Here is a 20,635-nt window from a genome sequence, read left to right as displayed (position 1 = left end):
GCCCCCCTCGCTTCCGGCCGGGCCGGCCTCTACCCCCTCCCGGGGGGTGGGGTGCCGGCCCGTCGCCTTGCGGGCAGGCATGCGACGTCGTCTGGCGCTTTGAGGTCGAAGGGGCGCTTGCTAGCATCCGCCCCCACCATGTTTTTGATTACCCTCGCGGAAAAGAGCGGCGGGACCGAGCAGCGCGAGTACCACAAGAGTGAAGTCACGATCGGTCGCCTGCCCGGCAACGACATCATCCTCGCGAAGGGAAACGTCTCCAAGTACCACTCGCGAATCGTCGCCAAGGACGGGAAGTTCATCATCGTGGACATGAAGTCCACGAACGGCACCTTCGTGAACGGCAAGAAGATTGCCGCGCCTCAGGTACTCAAGCCCACGGACCAGGTCTCCATCGGAGATTACATCCTCAACGTCGAGGCCCTCGAGGACGGGCCGGCGATGACGCGCGCGGGGGCCCCCGAGGAGGAGGCCTACGACGACGGCGGGGAGGAGCCCTACCCGGAAGAGGAGCAGTACGAGGAGGAGGAGGCGCCCTACGAGGAGGAGGAGGAAGCGCCTCCCGCCCCGGCGCCCGTGGCCGGCCGCATGCCGGCGTCCATGGCGTCCGCCCTGGCGAAGAACAAGAAGAAGGTCGACCCTCGCATCGAGCGGTACACGCGGCTCCAGAAGGAGATCCACGACCGGCTCATCGAGTACCTCGACCTGCGCCGCATGGACATGGACCGGCTCGGCGACGACGAGCTGTGGCGCCGGACCGAGAAGGCCATCCGCGACATCATCGACCAGATGGAGGCGGACGGAGAGCTCCCGGAGGACGTGGACCGGGAGGAGCTGCTCACCGACGTCATCAACGAGGCGCTGGGCCTGGGGCCCCTCGAGGCGTTCCTCGCGTCGGATGACATCAGCGAGATCATGGTGAACCACGCCAACCAGATCTACATCGAGCGCAAGGGCAAGCTGACGCTGGCGGAGAAGACCTTCTCCTCCAACCAGGCGGTGCTCGGCGTCATCGAGCGAATCGTCGCGCCCATCGGCCGGCGCATCGACGAGTCCAGCCCGCTGGTGGACGCGCGCCTCAAGGACGGCAGCCGCGTCAACGCCATCATCCCCCCGCTGGCGCTCAAGGGCCCCTGCATCACCATCCGCAAGTTCAAGAAGGACTCGCTGAAGATCCAGGACCTGGTCAAGTACAAGACCCTGACCGCGCAGATGGCGGAGTTCCTGGAGATGTGCGTGAAGGCGCGGCGCAACATCGTCATCTCCGGCGGCACGGGTTCGGGGAAGACGACGACGCTGAACATCATCAGCTCCTTCATCCCGGACAGCGAGCGCATCATCACCGTGGAGGACGCGGCGGAGCTGCAGCTGCCGCAGGACCACTGGGTGCAGCTGGAGAGCCGCCCGCCCAACCTCGAAGGCAAGGGTGCCATCAGCATCCGCGACCTGGTGAAGAACTGCCTGCGCATGCGGCCGGACCGCATCGTCGTGGGCGAGTGCCGCTCGGGCGAGACGCTGGACATGCTCCAGGCGATGAACACGGGCCATGACGGCTCGCTCACCACGCTTCACGCCAACACGCCGCGCGACGCCATCGCCCGGCTGGAGACCATGGTGCTGATGTCCGGCATGGAGCTGCCGGTGAAGGCCATCCGTGAGCAGATCGCCAGCGCGGTGCACATGATCGTGCAGCAGACGCGCTTCTCCGACGGCACGCGGAAGATCTGCTACGTCACCGAGGTGTCGGGCATGGAGGTGGACATCGTCACCCTCCAGGACATCTTCTATTACAAGCAGGATGGCTTCACGGAGGACCACAAGATCCGCGGTCGCTTCGTCGCGTCAGGCTTCGTTCCGAAGTTCTACGACGAGCTGCAGCGCAAGGGCATCCCCGTCAACATGAGCATCTTCCGGGAGGACTGACGCATCATGCCCACCCTGGTCGTCCGTCTCCCCGACGGTACCGAACAAGAACATGAGCTCTCTGGCGAGCTGAAGCTGGGCCGCCAGGCGGGCAACGACCTCGTCCTCACCGAGGGCGGGGTGTCGCGCAACCACGCCAGGGTCTTCGACGACGGCGGCACCGTCTTCATCGAGGACCTGGGCAGCGCCAACGGCACCTTCGTGGACGGCGAGCGCATCGCCGACCCGACGCCGCTCACCCCGCAGTCGGAGGTGGTGCTGGGGGACTACACGCTGCGGCTCAAGGCCGCGGCGGCGTCCCGCTCGGGCCCGCGCAAGGCGGCGAAGGCCGCGCCTGCTCCCGCGCCCGAGGAGATGCCGGTGGGCTCGGAGGGCAGTGGCGCCCGGGCCACCCGCGCGGTGCCGAGCCTGAAGGCGAAGGCCCCCGCGGGCGGAGCGCCCCCCAGGCCCCCTCGGCCCGCGAAGCCGGCGGGCGCCGCGCCGGCTGGAGCGGCGGGTGGCGGCACCGGGGCGATGCTGCGCGGCCTGGTGGGGCCGTGGGCGGGCCGGACGTACCCCTTGAAGGGCAAGGTGCTGGTGGGGCGGCAGCCCCCGGCCCTGGTGATGCTGGAGGACGACTCGGTCAGCCGTCGGCACGCGGAGCTGGAGGCGACGGCGGCCGGCGTGACGGTGAGAGACCTGGGCAGCGCCAACGGCACGCTGCTCAACGGTGAGCCGCTGGGCCAGGAGCCCGTGCCGCTCCAGTCGGGCGACCAGCTCCAGTTCGGCGTGGTGGAGATGTCCTTCGACGCGGAGGAGGCGGCGCTGGCCGTCCCGACGCGGCGGGGCTCGGGTCCTGTCCCCTCGCGGAGGGGAACGGGCGCGGGCGCGGCGTTGCCGCCAGAAGAGGAGGAGGCTGCGCCCCCGGGCCGGAAGAAGCTGCTGGTGGTGGGCGGCGCGGTGGTGGGTCTGCTGCTGGTGGCGGCGGTGGTGAAGGCGGCCCTCCCGGGCCCCGCGCCCGTCGGGGACTCTCCGGAGCAGGGGGGCACGCCGGTGGACCCGGTGGAGCAGGTCCAGACGCTGCTCAGCGAGTGCCGCTCCTACGCGTCGAGCGAGCTGGGCGCGCCCAACTGGGCCCGCGCGGAAGAGGTCTGCACCCAGGCGCTGGACCTGGACCCCATCCACCCCGAGGCCAACACCCTCATCCGGCGCATCAAGCTGGAGAAGGAGGCCTACGAGCACTACTCGGCGGGAGACAAGCTGCTCCAGCGCCTCAAGCCGGACGAGGCGCTCGAGGCCTTCAGCAAGATTCCGAAGGAGAGCGAGTACTTCCGCCGCGGCAAGGGCAAGGCGCGCGAGGCGGCCGAGCAGGTCACCAAGCGCGCGCTGGATGACTGCAAGCGCTACCTGAGCAACGCGCAGTGGACGGCCGCGGTGCCGCGCTGCGAGCAGTTCATGGCCGTGTGGTGCCAGGCGCAGCCTCGCGAGAGCCTGAACCCTCCGCTGGGCTACACGCTGAAGCTGGAGGGCCGGCTGCGCCGCAACGAGTGGCGGCCCAAGGACACGCTCTTCGTGCGCTTCCTCAGCGCGCGGCAGCGGCTGGACCCCAACGCCCAGCCGTGGGTGTGCCCGGTGACGGAAATCATCGGCCCGGACGAGGCGACGGCGGACCCTCGCGCGGTGGTGGACGCGGCGGTGAAGAAGCGCTTCACCCACAAGCTGATGCAGGCGGCGATGATGGACTACTGGGCCGGCCGCGGCAGCGAGGCGCTGGCCACCCTGCAGAAGCTGCGTGGCAACTACGAGGCCGCGCCGTTCCACGCCCAGACGGACGAGCTCATCAAGATCATGTCCACCGTGGATCAGCTCTTCAAGGGCGGGCAGACGTACCTCGCCGCCGACGACCCGGAGAAGGCCGCCGAGCCCTTCCGCGAGGCGCTGCAGGTGGACAAGGAGCTGATGCTGGACCTGGCCGAGTCCAAGCCGTCCTTCTACCGGCGCAACATCCTCCAGGACATGGCGGACAAGTCCTACCAGCGGGGTAGGGAGTGGGCGGACCGCCAGGACCGGCGGCGCGCGTGCAGGGTGTGGAAGCTGGGCTTCGGCTTCTACGCGGGCAACCCGGACCTGAACAAGGCGTCGGCCTACTGCTCGAACCTGGCGTCGGACGCCTTCAAGGCCGCCGGTGGCTGCCCCAACCTGGCGGAGGTACTGGACTACGCCGTCAAGGGCGATGGCATCGCGGAGAAGGTCGACGAGAAGAAGGCCGAGTGGAAGTGCCCCTGAGCCGCATCGTGGACAGGGGCGTACGGGCGCGCTAGGCACGGGGGCATGGCCGACTCCTCCGCGCCCACCCTGGTCCTCATCGACGCGTCCGGCTTCATCTTCCGCGCCTACCACGCGATTCCGCCGCTCACCACGAGCAAGGGTGTGCCCACCAATGCCGTGCTGGGCTTCACCCGCATGGTGCTCAAGGCGCTGCGCGACTTGAACCCCACGCACGTGGCGCTCGCCTTCGACAAGGAGAGCCGCACCGAGCGGCAGAAGATAGACCCCTCCTACAAGGCCAACCGCGAGGGCCCGCCCGAGGACCTGGTGCCGCAGTTCGGGCTCATCCGCCGGGTGGTGGAGGCGCTCAACCTGCCCCTGCTGGAGGCGGCCGGCTGGGAGGCCGACGACGTCATCGGCACGCTGGCGGTGAAGGCCAAGGAAGAGGGCTTCTGCGTCCGCGTCGTCACCGGCGACAAGGACTTCGTCCAGATTGTCGAGCCGGACGTGCGCCTGTTCGACCCGATGAAGGACACGCACACCGGGCCGGACGAGGTGAAGGCGAAGCTGGGAATCGAACCCCGGCAGATGCGCGACTACCTGGCCCTCATCGGCGACGCGGTGGACAACGTCCCCAAGGTGCCGGGCATCGGCCCGAAGACGGCCACGGAGCTCATCCAGCAGTTCGGCGACGTGGAGACGCTGCTCTCCCGGCTGGACGAGGTGAAGAAGCCGAAGATTCGCGAGGCCATCGCCTCGCACCGAGAGAGCCTGCTGCGCGCCAAGCAGCTGGTGACGTTCAAGACGGACCTGCCGCTGCCCGTGAAGATGGCGGACCTGGCCCGCAAGCCGGTGGACGCGCCGCGCGCCCGCGAGCTGTTCTCCGAGCTGGAGTTCTACGCGCTGCTCAAGGACCTGCCGCAGCAGGGGCTGCCGCAGGCGGAGCCGGCGCAGGCGCCCGCGCCGCTCGCTTCTTCTCACGCGCTGGTGGGCACCGAGGCGGAGCTGAAGACGCTGGCCGAGGCCGTGCGCGCGGGGGGGAGCGTCACCCTGGTGCCCGCCTACGAGGGGCTGCCCTTCGCCGCGAAGCTGGTGGGCCTGGGCGTCGCGCTGCCGGATGCGAGCACGTACTACGTGCCCCTGCGCCATGACGTGCTCGGCGTCACGCAGGTGAGGCCGGGGGCCTTCACGGCCGCGCTCAAGGCGGTGCTGGAGGACGCGGCCGTGAAGAAGGGCGGACACGACCTCAAGGCGCTCACCCTGGTGCTGGCCAACGAGGGAATCACCCTGCGTGGCGGGTACGACGACGTGGAGCTGCTCAGCTACCTGCTCAACCCGTCCCGGCGGGAGCACGCGCTGGCGGACCTGGCGCGCGAGCGGCTGCGCTCGGAGCTGCCCGCGCTGCCGCCCGCGGCGGAGGGCAAGCGCGGCAAGAAGGACAAGGCGCTGGCGGACCACACGGCCGAGGAGCTGGCCCCTGGCTTCGCGGTGCGCGCGGAGGCGGCGCGGCGGCTGGCGCCGGAGCTGTGGAAGGAGCTGGAGACGGTGGAGCTGGCGGCGCTGGCGCGCGACATGGAGCTGCCGCTGCTGCCCATCCTCGCGCAGATGGAGCGCCGGGGCGTGAAGCTGGACACCACCGAGCTGGCGCGCATCTCCGTGAAGGTGGACGCCGCCGTCGAGGCGCAGGTGAAGGAGGTCTACAAGCACGCCGGCCGCGAGTTCAACATCGGCTCCAACCCGCAGCTGGTGGAGGTGCTCTTCTCCGCCCAGCCCGAGGGGCTGGGGCTGCCCATCATCAAGAAGGGCAAGACGGGCCCGTCCGCGGACCAGGAGGTGCTGGAGAAGCTGTCCGAGGAGCACCCGCTGCCCGGCGCCATCATCGAGTACCGCAGCCTGTCCAAGCTGAAGAGCACCTACCTGGACACGCTGCCCACGCTGGTGGCCGCCGACGGACGCATCCACACCACGTACCACCAGGCCGCCACCGCGACGGGCCGCCTGTCGTCGACGGACCCCAACCTCCAGAACATCCCCATCCGCACGGAGCTGGGCCGCGAAATCCGCCGCGCCTTCGTGGCTGCCGAGGGGCACCAGCTGGTCAGCGCGGACTACAGCCAGGTGGAGCTGCGGCTGCTGGCCCACATCGCGGAGGACCCGGTGCTCATCGACGCCTTCCTCAACGACCAGGACATCCACACCCGCACCGCGGCGGAGGTCTTCGGCGTGCCACCCGAGCAGGTGGACCGTGAGCAGCGCCGGAGGGCGAAGATGGTGAACTTCGGCATCGCCTACGGCCTGTCACCGCATGGCCTGTCCGCGCGGCTGGGCATTCCCCAGGAGGAGGCGCGGGACATCATCGAGCGCTACTTCGTCCGCTACGCGGGCATCCGGAACTACCTGGTGGAGACGGTGGAGAAGGCCCGGAAGACGGGCTACGTGGAGACGCTCTACGGGCGCCGCCGCTACATGCCGGACCTCAACGCCAAGAACCGGGGCGTGGCGCAGGCCGCCGAGCGCGCCGCCATCAACATGCCGATTCAGGGCACCGCCGCGGACCTCATCAAGAAGGCGATGCTCGTGGTGGACGCGGCGCTCAAGGCCGAGGGGCTGCGCACCGTCATGCTGTTGCAGGTGCACGACGAACTCCTCTTCGAGGCACCCGACGCCGAGGTGGAGCGCGTGAAGGCCCTGGCGATGAAGGGGATGTCCTCGGTGGCGGAGCTGAAGGTGCCGCTCAAGGTGGACGTGGGCGCGGGCCGGAGCTGGACGGACGCGCACTGACGCGCCCCAAAAAAGTGCGGGACGAGCGCCCACCCCCGTAGGCGCCCGTCCCGCGTCCCTGCTCCCCACCCACAACACCCACACACCGTCCCCACGGTGCTCACGACAAAAAAGTGCCGACCCGTCCGACCGGCGATTCGCGCGGACCCCCATCCACGCGTATTGCCAGCAGCTCACGAGGCGCGCTCACCACTCCCCAGTGGGAACACGCTCCCCAAAGGCACGCCACGGGCCCCCACCCACGGCGCGCTCCCTCCCGCCGGCCTCGGACGCTCCCTAGCGAGGGAGCATCAAGCCGGACGGGTCGGCAAACCCGACCAACCCCAGCCTCAGTGCATCGCCGGACGTCCGTCCTTCGCGTCCGGCGGCGCGCGCTTCACTCGTGACGGCCGCTCGAAGTACTCGACGACCAGGCCTCCAAAAGCCACCCGTGGCCCGTCGGCGCGTGGGTCCTTGAGGCGCTGCAGCAGCGCCACCGCGGAGTCCACCGCCTCATCCACCGCGCGGTTGATGCGCTCGCGCTCCCAATCCCCGCCGCCCAGTACTTCCGAGGCGTCCACCAGGCAGCGCCGCAGCGCCGCGAACTCGTCATAGAGGGCGCGCGCGCCGCGCTCCGGCGACAGGCGCAGCACCGCCCGCGTGCGGCTCCAGGGGCTCGACTCCTCGCCCTCCAGCGTCCGGCCCACCTCGCGGATGAAGGGCTCCACCAGCCCGTCCAGCTGGCCGAGCGGGGCCACCGCCCCTTCCGCCTCTGTCGCCAGCCGCATCCGGCGCCACAGCGCCGCGATGCGATCCGGCTGTTGGCGGTAGAACCGCGCCAGCACCGCCGCCTTACGTCCCCGCTCGTTCATGTCCAGTGCCTTCCGCATCGCGACGGGAGGCCATAGCAAGCGGACTGCCAACGCCCAGGGGAGGCTGTTTCCCAGGGAAATCAGCCATTTGGACTGACCCCCAGGGCAGGCAGAGAGGCATGCAGCAGGTAATTTCTTCCGGGGGTCCGACTGTAGGGGTGTCCAGAAGGACAGGGCGGGCTCCCGGTGGGAGCTGCGGCCTCAGTGCAGGGTGGGCTTCGGGGAGCGGGGGCCGCGCGGGTCGCCCAGGTCCTCGGCTTCCGCCGGCGGGTCGACCGGGGACTCCTCGGAGAGGGCCTCCCGGGGCTCGTCCGCGTGCGAGGGGGCCTCGTGGGCGCGGCCCGGAGCGTCCTGGGACTCGCGGGGCTCGAGGCTGTCCGGCTCGTTGGCGCTGGCGGTGGCGGCGGGCCACTCGGGCCAGGCCAGCTCCGGGACGGGGCCGGTGACTTCGGAGCCGGGAAGGGTGCCCGGAAGCGCCGAGGCCTGGGCGGCCAGCACCCGCAGGGCGGCGTCCTCGGCGACGTCCTGGGCGGCCATCTCCGCCAGGCGGGCTTCCTTCTGCTGGCGGCGGCGCACGTAGGCGGCCACGCACAGGGCGGAGGCCACCAGCCACAGCAGCGCGGAGCTGGTGGTGAGGGGCAGCCAGCCGTAGCGCGCGGCCAGCCCCTCCCGCCAGTCCTTCTCCTCCAGGCTCAGCGAGATGCGGAACGCCTTGCCAAAGGCCTGCTCGAAGGGCTCGCCGTTGCGCACGCCGTCCACCAGCAGCCCCATGGCCTCCGGGCCGAACTTGCCGGACAGGTGCGCGATGAAGGCGGCGCTCTGCGCGTAGGCGACCTCCACGTCGGCCGGGTGGTCCGGCCAGTCGTCCTCCAGGTCCTCGAAGGTGAAGACGCGCTCCTGCGTCACCGCGCGGAAGAGGGCGGAGTAGTGCGTGAGGGAGTAGCGCTCTCCGGTGACGTTCTGCGCGACGCCTTCCTGGAACCAGCGGGGCCAGTCCTTCGCCAGCTGGCCCAGGGCCACGTGCGCCAGCTCGTGCCGGAGCGTCTGCTGCCCGTCCGGCTCGTGGAGGCTCCGGGCGTTCAGGAGGATGATTTGATGCGCCGGGTAGGCCAGCGCCACGGCCCAGCTGGGAGGCCGGCCCCCGGGCAGCGCCAGCGCCTCGAACTCCGCGCGGTCCTTGCCCAGGCGGATCTCCGTCACCCCCGGCCAGTCCCGCCCGAGGATGTTGCCGAAGCCGTCGCGGATGCCTTCAATCTGCGCCGCCAGCTCCCGCGCGGCCACGGTGGCCCCCGCGGTGTGGAGGATGCGGAAGCGCTTCGTCGTGACTTCACCGCTGACGACCGACGGGCGCTCGTGGGGCACCAGCGCGGCGTCGTTCACCACCAGCTCGCGCGCATGCGAGCCATGGGGGCCTCCCGGCTCCTGCGCCCGGGCTTGGGGTGTGGCCAGCAGCAGCGGGAGCAGGAGGAGCAGGTGGCGCATGAGCGGCGGGCCTCACGTTTCCCCAGACATAACAGCCTCGACCCGAGCCGCATCAACCCCCACCACCTTCACCCGCTTGCGGCGCGATGCGTCACCGGCGGTGAGTGTAATTTGCCGCCGGGGGACCCCGAGCTGCTTGGAGAGGAACTCCAGCAGGGCGGCATTGGCCTCGCCGTCCACGGGAGGCGCGGCGAGCTGGAGCTTCAGCATGCCGTCGTGCTCGCCCACCACGCGGGTGCGCGAGGCGCGCGGCTGGACGAGCACCGCCAGCTCCACGCCCTCCGGAACGGCCTTCAGCCAGGGCGCCGCCACGGGCTACTCGGAGACGTTGGCCTTCTTCTGGGAGAGGTAGGCCACGTTGTCCTCGACGCGCGCGTAGTCGCGGTCCGCGAAGGAGGGGCCCTTGAACGTCTCCAGCAGCTTCTGGTGCGCGTCCAGCACGGAGCGCACCTGGGACTCGAACTGGGTGCGCTGGCGCTTCAGCTCGTTGATGTCCTCCACCACCTGCACCAGCCGCTGGTGGGCGCCGTGGACGATCTTCTCCGCCTGGTGCTCCGCGTCCGCGATGATGATCTCCGCTTCCTTCTTCGCGGCGGACTTGAGGTCCTCGCTGATGCGCTGGGCGGTGACCATCGTCTCCTGGAGGGTGCGCTCCCGCTCCTGGTGCTGCTCGAGCTTGAGCTGGGTGCGCTTGAGCTCCTCCTTGAGCGCGATGTTCTCCTTCACCACCTCCTCGAACTCACCGGCGATCAGCTCGAGGTGGGCCTCCACCTCGCGGCGGGAGAAGCCGCGCAGGGCCGTTTCGAACCGCTTCTGCCGGATGTCGAGCGGGGTGATCTTCATGGGCCCGCATTCTAGCGCAGGGCCGTGACTTCTCCAGGAAACCGCCCCCCGTCCGCGGGGGCAGGCCCGTTCAGGAGGCTACACGCGCCGGCCTGGAAGGAGGGCAGGCGGGCAGGCGTCAGCGGCTCGCCGCGGGCGTCGCCTCCCACTGCGTGGCCACGGTGCGCGCGGCGTTCTGCACGGAGGCGGTGAGGCGCGAGTCCCGGGCCGCGTCCTGCACCGTGCGCCGCGCGGTGGGCGTGCGCTGGAAGATGAGCCCGTTGAGCGCTTGAATCTTCAGCGCGTCCGGCATGCGCGGGTGGCGCACCACGTTGCCGAGAATCTCCTCGGCGCGCGGGTGCTGGAAGAGCGCCACCGCGCGCAGCGCCGCCTGTTGGATGCGCGGGTTCGGGTCCCACATGAAGGTGGCCAGCGAGTCCAGGGCGCGCGCGTCGCCCAGCAGCGCCACGTCTTCGATGGCGATGGCGCGGACCTCCTCCGGCGCGGGCTTCGCGGCCCACAGCAGGGCGCGCAGCAGGGCGGTGTCGTCCGGGCCGGTGACGGGAGGCTCGACGGCGGGCAGGAGCGGGGCGGTGGGGGGCGGGAGCGCCTCGGAGGGCTGCGCCGGGGGCGGGGTGGCGGGCGCGGGCTGCTCCCGCGCCGGGGCGGGGCGGACCGGGGCAGGGGGACGGGGGCGGGCCGGGGCCTGGCCATGCGCGGCGGCGGCGGCGACCAGGAGTCCGGTGAGGAGCAGGGGACGCATGGGCTTCTTTCTACCCCGAAACCACCCCGGAGTTTTTCTTGACGCGATCTCCGATCGTGGGACCTTGGCGCTGCTACATGAGTGTTGCAAGAGGGAGCAAGGGCTGATGAGCGCGGCGGTCGCGAACTGGCAGACGCTGGAGAACGTCGAGGTGGAGTGCACCCACTGCGGCATCCGGATGACCCAGCAGGCGGGGACCCGGGTGCGCTACTTCCGGTGCTCCGGGTGCCACCGCTGGGTGTCCAGCACGTACTCGGAGGTCTTCCGGGCGGACGCGAAGGTGCGCACGCACCCGGTGAAGGACACCGGGGCCCAGGATGAGCGCTTCCTCGAGGTGAAGGACCGGCTGGACCGCTGGCTGAACGCGCTGGAGGACCAGGACCCGTACCGGCTGCTGGGCGTGTCGCCGCAGGACTCGGCGGAGACGGTGCGCGCGCGCTACCACGAGCTGGCGATGGAGCGGCATCCGGACCGCGGCGGCTCGGCGGAGAAGATGCGCGAGCTGAACGCCGCCTACGAGAAGATCCTCCGCCACCGCCAGCGCAAGCGTCAGGAAGCGCTGACCTCGGGCTCGAGCCCCGTGGCCCCGGCCTCCGTCCTGCCGGCCCGCAGCAGGTAGCCCCAGAAGAGCGCTCCCAGGGCCAGGCCCAGCCCCGCCTTCACCCAGGTGGGGAAGAGGCTGCCCGGGGAGACGTAGCCCTCCACCACGCCGATGAGGGCCAGGAAGGGCGCGCAGCCGAGCACCAGCTTCACCGCCTCGCGCCCCCGCAGCGTCAGGGCCTGGCCGCGTGGCAGCTCTCCCGGGTCGATGAGCGCCTGGCCCACCATGAGGCCCGCCGCGCCGGCGATGACGATGATGGACAGCTCCACCGGGCCGTGGGCGGCGATGAAGTCCAGGAAGCCTCGCGTCATGCCCTCGCGGGCGCACAGCGCGCCGATGGCGCCGATGTGCACGCCGTTGTTCACCAGCATGTAGACGGTGCCCAGGCCGCCCAGCAGGCCCAGGGCGAAGGTGACGATGGTGACGGTGAGGTTGTTGGTGGCGATGCCGGACGCCACCGAGTTGGGCGGCGCCACCGACAGGATGTCGTCCGTCCACATGCGGCCATGGGCCACGTACTGGCGCACCCCGGCCGGCACCAGCAGCTCCGCGCCCCGGGGCTCCCACAGCACCACCAGTGCGCCCAGCAGCAGTCCCAGGCAGAACAGCGCGGCGCTGGCGCCCACGAAGCGCAGCTCGCGGCGCAGCGTGGCCGGGAAGTCGTGCTTGAAGAAGGCGCGCACCGCCGGCCAGCGCTCGCGCGGGGGCTGGTAGATGGCGGCGTAGGCCTGGCCGCAGAGCTGGTTGAGGAAGCGGTGCGCGTCCGTGCCCGGGTAGAACGTCTGCGTATGCGCCAGGTCCGAGGCGGCGCGGCGGTAGAGCGTGTCCAGCGTGCGCAGCTCCTCCAGCTTCAGCGCGCCGGCCCGCTGGCGGCCCAGCAGCGCCTGGAGCGCGTCCCAGTCCACGCGGCGCTTCGCCACGAAGGCGGGCAGGGGCAGGGCCACGTCAGGCCTCCACCCGGGCGCGCAGGAAGGCCTCGGTGCGCTCCGGCGTGGCGAGCACCTCCGCGCGCTGCTCGCCGCTCAGCCCGCCCACGCGGTCCACCAGCGTCTGCCCCATCCGCCGCCGCACGTCCGGCGTGAAGCCGGGGGCGCGCGTCAGGAAGGCCAGCACCAGCTCCACCTCGGTGGGCGTCAGCGCGCGCGTCGTGGTGGGGGCGGCGGGCACGGCCTGGGGCCGGGACACGGCGGTATACTTGTCCAGGTCGATGCGCTCCTCGCGCACCAGCAGCGTGCCGGCCAGCAAGTCACCCAGGCGCCGGTGCTGGCGGGTGAGCAGCATGGAGATACAGCCGGCGGCGTACAGCATGGGCAGGAAGTCCACCGCGCGGCAGAGGTTGCGCACCGCGCTCTCGAACAGGCCCACCGGCGAGCCGTCCATCCTCACCACGCGGATGCCCAACACCCGCTTTCCCACCGTCTGCCCATGGAAGAAGACCTCGCCCACCGTCCAGTACAGCCATTGCGTGGCGAAGAGGCCCACCACCAGCAACGTCTGCCCGAGCCCGGACAGCGCCTGGAGCACGCCCAGCACGTCCGACACCAGGAGGGTGAAGACGAAGTAGGCCACAATCCAGAAGAAGAACAGCAGGCTCGCGTCCACGAGCCAGGCCAGACACCGGTAGCCGATGCCCGCCACGGGCAGGGTGAGCGCCACGCGCTCAGGCGTGGCGACGTCGAGATGGGGAGACGGGGCGGTGCTCATGTAGGCCCCTCAGCATACACGCCCTCGCGCCGGCCCCAGGGCGCTTGACTCTTCGCGCTATGACTGGCATTTCTGGTATTACAGGTTACGGCCGGATGTCTGACGCTGGACGGTGGGGCAGGTACTGAAGGGCCGAGGCATTCGATAGTGAACTGCGGGGCCTGTCCGGCGGAGGACAACGATGACGAACCAACGTCTGAAGCCCCTGGAACCCTCACCGAATCATGCACACCAGACACTCCCGCCGGGGCTGGTTCGCGTCTGCGCTTTCCCGGTGTTAGGGTTTCATGCAGCAGGACTCAGGAAGGGGCCGCCGAGGAGGTGCGGCCCGGGAGTGCAGCAGGCGTAGTCGAAAGTCGAAAGCAGTCAGGAGTCAGGTCTTGTATCGGCAGGCCGACCCCGTAGTGATTCAGCGGACGTGCTCGTTCTTCCCTGGTCTCTCCCCGCTGGCACCTGAGTAACGGAGTCGGCTGTGGTCAAAGAGTAGTCCGAGAAGTTTTCGCCATGACGGCTGGGGGGCCTTCGCATGGCAACATCCAATCAAGCAGCGATTCGTGTTTCGATTCTCGAGGGACCGTGGGCGGCCTGGCAGGGCCTTGCCGACGGACTCCGCGGGGAAGGCGTGCAGGTGTCCTCGGTGACGAGGGACGTGCGCCTCTTCCTCGATGGGCTGGGCACCGATCCGCCGCAGGTGGCGGTGATGGACGTGGAGGGTGACAGCGAGGCGGCTGTCGGCTGCTCCGTGACGGAGGGCATCAATCTCCTGCGGGAGGCGCGCAAGCGTCGCCTGGAGGTGAGGATGCTGTTGCTCTCCGCCGTGAGTCAGCCGGAGGTCATCTCGCAGTGCTTCGACGAGGGAGCCTCCGGCTACCTCTTCCGCGCTGGCCTCGGCACCACCGCCGTGGCGTCCGCCATCCAGTCGCTGGTGCGGGGCGAGCGGTTGTTCCCGGTGCAGCTGCTGAGGAACGACTTCGAGCACCCGCCGGTGACGTCGCCCACGGCCAGCGTGCTGCTGGCGCTCACACAGCGCGAGCGAGAAGTGCTCGCATACGTGGCGGGAGGCGCGGACAACCTGAAGATCGCCGCGCACCTGCAGATTGCCGAGCGCACGGTGAAGTCGCACGTCACGCAGCTCTACCGCAAGCTGGGCGCGGAGAACCGCACGCAGCTGGCCTTGCGCGCGTGCCACCTGGGCGTCCGCCCGCCGCCGGACCTCTGAGCGAGGCTGGCCCGCCCTCTCCGCGCTTCGCGGGGAGAGGGAGTCCTTGAATCAAGCGCGGGGCCTGGAGGCCGTCACATGGCGGCCCTCCGGGGCCTGCGCATGCAATGCGGGTGGGAAGCACGCCCCCGGACGCTGGCTGACGCCGGCCCTGGGGGCGTGAACCCGTTTGCTTCAGTTCTTCGCCTGCGCCTGCTCTTCCATCTTCTTGCGGAGGCTCAGGGGGCGCATGTCCGTCCAGACCTGCTTGACGTACTCCAGGCACTCGGCCTTGAGGCCCTGCTTGCCCGCGTCCTTCCAGCCGAGCGCGTTCTCACGGTCCGCCGGCCAGATGGAGTACTGCTCTTCGTGGTTCACGACGACCTTGTAGATTGTCGTGTCTTCGCGTTCATCTGCCATGGTGTTCGACTCCTGGGAGTGGGTGCATTCTGCTCACATCCCCGAAAAAGGCGTCAAGCATGGTAGGCCAGAAGCCAGCTCCGGTTCTAGCGTGCCGCCGCTCGGGGACAGGGTGTAGGTCTGTGTCGCGGTGGCCTAGCTCGAGCGCCGAGCGAGCTCGGCCTCGATTTCCTCGTCGCTGAGGTTGGCCAGCTCGTCGAGCGCGGCCTGGGTGGCGGCTTCCTCCAGCGCGGCCTGGTGGTCGGCCACGAGCTTCGCGAGGGCGGACACGGTGGCCGCCTCGAAGAGCTTCGCCAGGGGGACGTCGAAGTCGAACTGGGTGCGCAGGCGGCCCGCGACGCGGGTGGCCAGCAGCGAGTGGCCTCCGAGGTCGAAGAAGTTGTCGTTGAGGCCCACCTCGGCCACGCCCAGCACCTCCTGCCAGAGCGCGGCGAGCTGCTTCTCCAACTCAGTGGCGGGCGCCACGTAGGGCGTCTTCGAGCGGCGCGCCTTGCCCACGGTGCGCGGGCCCGACGCCTGCTGCGAGGTGTCGCGCTGAATCCACAGCTTCCAGCGCTGGGGCAAATCCCCGGTGGCCACCACCACCTGGCCGTCCACGCCGAGCGTCGCCAGCCGGCGCACCGCCTCGGCGCCTTCCTGGGGCGTCATGGCGTACTGGTCCATGCTGGTGCGCACGTTGTTGTGCTTCGTCTCCTCCGGCCACGGGTCCCACGACGCGCTCACCCAGCGGGTGCCGGGGCGCCCGGCGCGGGCCTGGGCGAAGGCGTCCATGAACAGGTTGGAGGACGCGTAGGTGAGGTAGCCCAGGCCGCCCAGCACCGCGGCGTTGGACGAGAAGAGCAGCACGAAGCCCACCGCCCGGCCGCGCAGCACCTGCTCCAGCGCGTAGGTGCCGTACACCTTGGGGCCGAACTGCGTCTCGGACTCGTTGCGGCCGATGTCCGTCAGCGGGTTGTAGAGGGACGGGCCCTGGGTGACTCCGGCGCCGTGCAGCACGCCGTGCAGCGCGCCGAAGCGGGCCTCCACGCGCGCCACCGCGGTCTCCAGTTGCGCCGCGTCCGCCACGTCCGCGCGCACCACCATCACCTCCGCGCCGCGCTTCTCCAGCTCGCGGATGCGGCGAAGCTGCACGGCCACCCGGTCGTCCTGGGCGTGCGTCGCCAGGTACGCGTCCCACTCGGAGGGCTCCGGGAAGGCCGAGCGGCCCAGCAGCGCCAGCCGCGCGTGCACCGTCTCCGCGAGGTGCTCGGCCAGCAGCAGGCCCACGCCGCCCAGGCCGCCGGTGATGAGGTACACGCCCTTCTCCCGCAGCGGGTGGGGCGGCTCTCCGTCGGCCTCCAGGCGCATGGGCACGAAGGCCTGGGCGAAGCGGTGGTTGCCACGCCACGCTACCACCACGTCCTTCGGCTTCTGGCTCAGCTCGGACAGCAGGCGCGCGGCGGTCTCCGCCACGGCGTCCGTGAGGGGCTCCGGCGCGAGGATGTCGATGCAGCGCGTGGTGACGTGCTGCTGCTCCTGCGGAATCACCTTGCAGGGGCCCAGCAGGGTGGCCTTCTCCGGGAGCGCGTGGTGCTCGCCCTCCAGGTCATGAACGCGGTTGGTCACCACCTCCACGCGCACCTGCCGCGAGGTGTCTCCCTTCGCCAGCGCCTGTCCCAGGTGCAGGAGGCTGTAGTAGCCGACGTCCTGCAGCTTGCGGAACAGCTCCGACCCGGTGGCGCCCTCGGCCTGGGGCGTGAGGCTCCACAGGTGGACCACCGTGGACGGTTGCAGGTCCTGGTCCGTCAGGTCCTTCCACAGCGTGGCGTAGTCACCGGGCGTACGAGGGTCCAGCGCGTACCGGCGCTCCGCGTCGCGCATGAACGACGAGCCCTGGCGCACGCGCACCACCTGCTGGCCCGCGTCCTCCAGGCGGCGGCACAGCGCCTCGCCGACGCCCAGGCCGTCCACCAGGACGACCCAGCAGCGGCGCTCGGCCAGCGCCTTCCGGTCCAACGACGCCGGAGCGGTGCGCCGCCACGAGGGCACGTGGAACCAGTCCGCCATGTCCACGAGCTTGCCCTGCGGCCCCTGCTGCGCCGCCTGCGCGGTGCGCTCGGCCGGGGCCACCCAGAAGCGCTGGCGCTCGAACGGATAGGTGGGCAGCGGCACGCGGCGGCGCGACTGGCCCTCGTACAGGCCCTCCCAGTCCACCTCCACGCCCTCCAGCCACAGCCGGCCCAGCGTGGTGAGCACGGCGGCGGAGGCGGGCGTCGCGTCACCGGAGGCGGGCAGCGAGGCCAGCACCGAGCGCGTCCCCGTGGCGCCCGCCAGCGTGCGCGCCGCCTCCAGCAGTGCTCCCGGCGCACCCATGGCGAGCAGCACGCGCGTGGGCTCCTTCACCAGCTCGCGCAGCCCGTCCGTCACGCGCGAGGGCCGGCTCCGGTCCAGCCATGTCGCCGCGCGGGTGGCCTCGTCGGCGGTGAGCAGGGCGCCGGTGGCGGCGGAGTAGACGGGCACCTCCGGGGCCTTCAATGCGCTGCCGCTCAGCACGGGCTCGGCGCCACCGCCGCGCGCCACGGCCAGGGCCAGCGCGTCTTCCAGCGGCAGCACGCCCGCGAGGCACGCGGCGACCAGCTCGCCCACGCCCTCACCCAGCAGGGACTCCGGCTGCACGCCCCACGTCATCCACAGGCGGGCCAGGGCATACGGCTCCACGAAGCGCGCGGTGGCGGACAGCGGGCCGGAGAGGGCGGGAGCGCTCCCATCGTCCGGGTACAGCGCGGAGCGCAGGTCCTTGCCCAGGCTCGGCTGGAGCAGCTCCGCGCAGCGGTCCACCTCCGCGCGGAAGGCGGGCTCGGCGCGGTAGAGCGGCTCCAGCGGGGCACCCGCGCCCGCGTCGGAGAAGAGGAAGGACACGGGCCGGTTGCCCGTCTCGTGCGCGCCGGTGAGGACGCGCTGGGGCTCGGCCATGCGCAGCACGCGCACGGCGTCCTTCCCGTCCTTCACCACCACCAGCCGGCGGTGCGAGTGGGCCTTGCGGCCCACCTGGAGCGTGTACGCCACGTCCGCCAGCGCCGCCTCCGGATGCTCCTCCAGGTGCTGCGCCAGCCGGGCGGTGGCGGTGTCCAGGGCGGTGTGGCTGCGCGCGGACAGCACCAGCAATTCCCACGGCCGGCCGGGGGCCGTGGCCGTGGCGGGCGGGGCCTCCTCCAGGACGATGTGCGCGTTGGTGCCGCCGATGCCGAACGAGCTGACGCCCGCGCGGCGCGGCGTGCGTCCGCGCGCCCAGGGCTGCAGCGCGGTATTCACGTAGAAGGGCCCGCTGTCGAAGTCGATCTGCGGGTTGGGCGACTCGAAGTGCAGGCTGGGCGGGAACTGCTGGTGCTTCAGCGCGAGGATGGCCTTGAGGAGGCTGGCGCTGCCGGCCGCCGCGTCCAGGTGGCCCACGTTCGTCTTCACCGAGCCGATGGCCACCGAGCGCTTCCCGCGCGTCTTGTTGCCGAACGCCTTGGTGAGGGCGCGAATCTCGATGGGGTCACCCAGCGCCGTGCCGGTGCCGTGCGTCTCCACGTAGGAGATGGAGTCCGCCGGCACGTCCGCGGCGGCGAGCGCGTCCTTGATGACGGTGGCCTGGCCCTGCACGCTGGGCGCGGTGAAGCTGGCCTTCACGGAGCCGTCGTTGTTGATGGCCGAGCCCTTGATGACGGCGTGGATGGTGTCCCCGTCCGCGAGCGCGTCCTCCAGCCGCTTGAGCACCACCAGTCCCACGCCGCTGCCGAAGATGGTGCCCGCCGCCTTGGCGTCGAACGCGCGGCAGTGCCCGTCCGGGGACATGATGCTGCCGTACTGGTAGAGGTAGCCCACCTTCTGCGGCACGTTGATGGCCACGCCGCCGGCAATCGCGAGCTGGCACTCGTCGGCGAGCAGCGCCTGGCTGGCGAGGTGGAGCGCGACCAGCGACGTGGAGCACGCGGTGTGGACGGAGTACGCCGGGCCGCGCAGGTTGAGCCGGTGCGCCACGCGCGTGGTGAGGAAGGCCAGGTCGTTGCCGAGGCCAATCTCGAACGGGTCCAACCCGCCCACCGCGGCCTGGTTGGAGAAGAGGTTGAAGACGTACGTGTCCGTGCGCGCGCCGGCATAGACGCCCACGCGGCCCTTGAAGCGCTCGGCGTCATAGCCGGCGTTCTCCAGGGCCTCCACGGCGCACTCGAGGAAGACGCGCTGCTGCGGGTCCATCACCTCCGCTTCCTTGGGGGTGACGCCGAAGTAGCTCGCGTCGAACATGTCCGCGTCTTCGAGGAAGGCGGCGGCCTTGACGTAGTTGGGGTCGCTCCGGATGGCGGGCGAGTCCAGCGCGCTGGCCTCCAGCTCGGAGTCCTTCAGGAAGGTGATGGACTCCACGCCGTCGCGCAGGTTGCGCCAGAAGGCCTCCAGGTCCCGTGCGCCGGGGAAGCGTCCCGCCATGCCGACGACGGCGATCTCCAGTCCCGTGGTGCCCGTGTTGGACGAATCTCCGGCCATGTGTCTCTCCCGCGTACCGCTCAGGTTTCCGTCTTCCGCGCCCGCTGCTGCTTGAGCGCGGCTCGGCGCCGCTGCTGCCGGGCGCCATCGTCATCCGTTGCTTCGTCCGCCGCGCCGTCGTCCGCCGTAGCCGTCGACAGCCCCACCCGCCGCACCAGGTCCTCGATGAGGTGGCGCGCCTTCGCCGCCCCATGCTCGGAGCGGAGGTTCTCGCCCAGCAGCGCCGCCGCCTCGCGGTAGCGCGTCGCGGTGAGCACCGTATCGAGAGCTTCCGACAGCCGCACCGCGCTCAGCTCGCCGATGGGGACCGCGGGCCCACCGCAGCCCAGTTCCTGCACCAGCTCGCCCCAGGTGAACTGGTCATACGTGTGCGGCACCACCACCTGCGGAACTCCCGCGCGGAATGCGGCACCCGTCGTGCCCGCGCCGCCATGGTGGACGACGCACGACACGCGGGGAAGCAACCACGCGTGTGGCACCTGCCCGAGCGCGCGCACCGTGGGAGGCAGGGTCCGCTGGCCCAGGCCGCTCCAGCCGTGCTGGATGAGCGCCCGCCGTCCGGCGCGCACCGAGCCCTCCACCAGCGCGTCCGTCAGCGCGGCCGGGTCCTCGTGAGTCATGCTGCCGAAGGTGATGCACACCGGAGGCTCGCCCTCCGCGAGGAAGGCGGCCAGCTCCGCGTCCGGGGTGAAGTCCGGCTCGTCGAGGAAGAAGTAGCCGACGGTGTGGTGGTGCGGCGGCAGGTCCGCGGGCGGCGGGCGCACGTGCCGGCTGAGCGCGGTGAGGACGAGCTGCGGCGACAGGCCGTCCACCAGCGGGTTCTCCAGCGGAGGCAGGCGCAGCGAGTCGCGCAGCGGGTTCACCAGCGCGCGCACCGCGGCCTGGAAGGCGGGATTCCCTCCGCCGCTGCCGCTGTGCTCCACCAGCACCGTGACGAAGGGCACGTGCGTCAGGTCATGCACCATGCGCGCGGCGGGCTGCACGCGGCCGCTGACGAGCACGTCCGCGCCCCGGCACACCTCGCGCAAGTCCTCCAGCATGCGAGGCAGCGCCTCCGCCAGCGGCTGGAAGAGCTGGAACATGCCGCCAGTGGACTGGAGCACGTCCGGGGCCGCCATCATCGCCTGGGTGATGCCGCTCTGCGCCTGGCGCAGGTCCGGGCCCACTGGGGCGAAGTCGATGCCCAGTGACTCCGCCATCGCCCGGTACGAGGGCGCGGCGGCCAGCACCGGGTGGTGGCCGTGGCGTTTCAGCTCGACGGCCAGCGCCAGGAAGGGCTGCACGTCGCCGAGAGTTCCGAAGTTGGTGAGGACCGCGCGCATGGAGTGTGGGGGCTGGAG

Annotated in this window: 15 protein-coding genes; 5 read left to right on the top strand and 10 right to left on the bottom strand. The window is 71.0% G+C overall.

What is annotated here, in order from left to right:
- The first annotated feature begins 138 nt into the window (after window positions 1-138).
- The 3 genes from G4D85_RS26105 to polA are packed head-to-tail and all read left to right on the top strand — an operon-like array spanning window position 139 to window position 6,951.
- Window positions 139-1,923 (top strand): TadA family conjugal transfer-associated ATPase, encoded by a 1,785-nt coding sequence (locus tag G4D85_RS26105; protein WP_164016700.1) that lies wholly within the window; start codon window positions 139-141, stop codon window positions 1,921-1,923.
- A 6-nt stretch (window positions 1,924-1,929) separates the two neighbouring features.
- Complete coding sequence (locus G4D85_RS26100) at window positions 1,930-4,188, top strand: FHA domain-containing protein (RefSeq protein WP_164016699.1); 2,259 nt, start codon at window positions 1,930-1,932, stop codon at window positions 4,186-4,188.
- A gap of 45 nt (window positions 4,189-4,233) precedes the next feature.
- Window positions 4,234-6,951 carry a DNA polymerase I gene (gene polA / locus G4D85_RS26095; protein WP_164016698.1) on the top strand — a complete coding sequence of 906 codons (2,718 nt, stop codon included), beginning with the start codon at window positions 4,234-4,236 and terminating at the stop codon, window positions 6,949-6,951.
- 329 nt (window positions 6,952-7,280) lie between these two features.
- Here the strand turns inward: polA and G4D85_RS26090 are convergent, their stop codons facing one another.
- From G4D85_RS26090 to G4D85_RS26070, 5 genes are all read right to left on the bottom strand, one after another.
- Window positions 7,281-7,820, bottom strand: a complete 540-nt coding sequence (locus tag G4D85_RS26090; protein WP_164016697.1) for a hypothetical protein — start codon at window positions 7,818-7,820, stop codon at window positions 7,281-7,283.
- A 183-nt stretch (window positions 7,821-8,003) separates the two neighbouring features.
- A complete protein-coding gene (locus G4D85_RS26085; RefSeq protein ID WP_164016696.1) occupies window positions 8,004-9,284 on the bottom strand; it encodes a peptidase MA family metallohydrolase in 1,281 nt (426 codons plus the stop codon).
- Window positions 9,285-9,296: 12 nt separating this feature from the next.
- Window positions 9,297-9,596 (bottom strand): DUF167 domain-containing protein, encoded by a 300-nt coding sequence (locus tag G4D85_RS26080; RefSeq protein WP_164016695.1) that lies wholly within the window; start codon window positions 9,594-9,596, stop codon window positions 9,297-9,299.
- A gap of 3 nt (window positions 9,597-9,599) precedes the next feature.
- Complete coding sequence (locus tag G4D85_RS26075) at window positions 9,600-10,127, bottom strand: DivIVA domain-containing protein (RefSeq protein WP_164016694.1); 528 nt, start codon at window positions 10,125-10,127, stop codon at window positions 9,600-9,602.
- Window positions 10,128-10,245: 118 nt separating this feature from the next.
- Entirely contained in the window at window positions 10,246-10,869 is a 624-nt protein-coding gene (locus G4D85_RS26070) for a HEAT repeat domain-containing protein (protein WP_205525705.1), read from the bottom strand.
- A 106-nt stretch (window positions 10,870-10,975) separates the two neighbouring features.
- Between G4D85_RS26070 and G4D85_RS26065 the strand changes: the two genes are divergently transcribed.
- Window positions 10,976-11,488, top strand: a complete 513-nt coding sequence (locus tag G4D85_RS26065; RefSeq protein WP_164016693.1) for a J domain-containing protein — start codon at window positions 10,976-10,978, stop codon at window positions 11,486-11,488.
- Here the strand turns inward: G4D85_RS26065 and G4D85_RS26060 are convergent.
- On the bottom strand, window positions 11,419-12,414 hold the full coding sequence (locus G4D85_RS26060; protein WP_164016692.1) for a stage II sporulation protein M: 996 nt from the start codon (window positions 12,412-12,414) through the stop codon (window positions 11,419-11,421). The genes G4D85_RS26065 and G4D85_RS26060 overlap by 70 nt on opposite strands.
- Window position 12,415: 1 nt before the next feature.
- On the bottom strand, window positions 12,416-13,174 hold the full coding sequence (locus tag G4D85_RS26055) for an RDD family protein (protein ID WP_164016691.1): 759 nt from the start codon (window positions 13,172-13,174) through the stop codon (window positions 12,416-12,418).
- Between the two features lie 526 nt (window positions 13,175-13,700).
- Here G4D85_RS26055 and fruA point away from each other — a divergent pair.
- Window positions 13,701-14,393 carry a response regulator transcription factor FruA gene (fruA, locus tag G4D85_RS26050; protein WP_164016690.1) on the top strand — a complete coding sequence of 231 codons (693 nt, stop codon included), beginning with the start codon at window positions 13,701-13,703 and terminating at the stop codon, window positions 14,391-14,393.
- Window positions 14,394-14,567: 174 nt separating this feature from the next.
- Here fruA and G4D85_RS26045 read toward each other — a convergent pair whose 3' ends face one another.
- The 3 genes from G4D85_RS26045 to G4D85_RS26035 all read right to left on the bottom strand — a co-directional run bounded on the left by G4D85_RS26045 (window position 14,568) and on the right by G4D85_RS26035 (window position 20,617).
- Window positions 14,568-14,792 (bottom strand): MbtH family protein, encoded by a 225-nt coding sequence (locus tag G4D85_RS26045; RefSeq protein ID WP_164016688.1) that lies wholly within the window; start codon window positions 14,790-14,792, stop codon window positions 14,568-14,570.
- Between the two features lie 135 nt (window positions 14,793-14,927).
- A complete protein-coding gene (locus tag G4D85_RS26040) occupies window positions 14,928-19,295 on the bottom strand; it encodes a type I polyketide synthase (protein WP_240359501.1) in 4,368 nt (1,455 codons plus the stop codon).
- Between the two features lie 20 nt (window positions 19,296-19,315).
- Window positions 19,316-20,617: a glycosyltransferase gene (locus G4D85_RS26035; RefSeq protein ID WP_164016686.1), complete on the bottom strand. Its 1,302-nt coding sequence runs from the start codon at window positions 20,615-20,617 to the stop codon at window positions 19,316-19,318.
- Window positions 20,618-20,635 lie beyond the last annotated feature (18 nt).

Source organism: Pyxidicoccus trucidator (assembly GCF_010894435.1).
Classification (GTDB): domain Bacteria; phylum Myxococcota; class Myxococcia; order Myxococcales; family Myxococcaceae; genus Myxococcus; species Myxococcus trucidator.
The sequence above is the reverse complement of the archived record's forward strand: the minus strand, read 5'-3'. Positions and strand labels throughout refer to the sequence as shown.